This window comes from Phenylobacterium sp. RIFCSPHIGHO2_01_FULL_69_31 (assembly GCF_001824475.1).
Classification (GTDB): Bacteria; Pseudomonadota; Alphaproteobacteria; order Caulobacterales; family Caulobacteraceae; genus Phenylobacterium.
In genome coordinates this window covers 31,860-33,002 of the sequence record NZ_MHXN01000018.1, presented here as the reverse complement: position 1 = coordinate 33,002, position 1,143 = coordinate 31,860, and the positions used below count along the sequence as shown (strand labels likewise).

The 1,143-nt window shown below is 66.4% G+C and carries 1 protein-coding gene and 1 pseudogene; both read right to left on the bottom strand.

What is annotated here, in order from left to right:
* Positions 1-142: pseudogene (locus tag A2790_RS12635) on the bottom strand (class II aldolase); the annotation flags it as partial.
* A gap of 32 nt (positions 143-174) precedes the next feature.
* A partial coding sequence (locus tag A2790_RS12630; RefSeq protein ID WP_293392085.1) for a TonB-dependent receptor occupies positions 175-1,143 on the bottom strand: 969 nt, incomplete at its 5' end.

The following is a 1,143-nucleotide window of genomic DNA, read 5'->3' as shown; positions in this document are numbered from 1 at the left end:
AGATGTGGGTGTAGATCAGGTCGTCCCACCCATGCATCGCCACCAGGCGGTACAGCGCCGCCAGGTCCACCCGGGCCTGCCACTCCTCGGCGCTCACCTTGCCCTTCAGCGACGTGACCCCCGCGATCGAACCGTCAGCCATCTCGTCTCTCCCGGCCTTGCGCCCTTCGTGGCTCAATAGGTGTAGTTCAGGCTGATCCCCACCGTCCGCGGCGGGTTGTAGGCGCCGAAGTTGGCGCCCAGGAACACCGCCTGGAACGTGCGGGTCAGTTCGTTGGTGAGGTTCTTGCCCCACAGCGCGACCGACCAGCGGTCGGTGGGATCGGTGAAGACCACCCGGGCGTCGACGAAGTGGGTCGGCGCGCGCTGCTCGGGCCCGGTGTTCGAGTTGTCGTCGAAGATCCGGCTCTCGTAGTGGTAGTCGACGGCCAGGCGCAGATCGCTGCCGTCGGGCATGTCGACGGTGTAGGACGGCGAGAGCACCAACTTGTGCTTCGGCGTGCGCGACAGGCGGTTGCCGGAGTAGTCCACGCCCGGCTCGGGTTCGAACTCGTCGAACGTTGCGTCCGTATACGCATAGCCTGCCGTCAGCCGTGCGCCGGCGAAGGGCCGCCAGGCGAGCTGGCTCTCGAAGCCCTTGATGGTGGCCTTGCCGGCGTTGTCGGTGACGATGCTGAGGTCGGGCAGGGTCCGCCTAGTCTGCAGGTCGGTGTACTTCATCACATAGGCGGTGTTGTTCCAGACCAGCGCGCCGCCGAAGAACGCGCTCTTCTGTCCGATCTCGTACTGGGTGGCGTATTCGGGATCGAAACCGTCGGCCGCGTCGACCGCATCGCCGGGCGTGTCCTGGAAGCCGCCGCTCTTGAACCCGCGCGACACCATTCCGTAGACGAGGTGGTCCTCGCTCGGCCGCCAGTTGAGGCCTGCGCGCCAGGTCCAGGCGTCGTAAGTGTCGGAGACGCTGACGTTGAAGCGTTCCTCGCCGCGAAGGATGGAGTCGCCGGCAAGGTTGTCGACGCGGTAGTCCTTCTCGTCGCGGGTATAGCGCAGGCCGGCGATCACGGAGAGCGTCTCGCCGACGGGCACGGTGACGTCGCCGAACGCGGCATAGCTCTTCTGCTCCGCGGCCTGGGTGTAGATCTC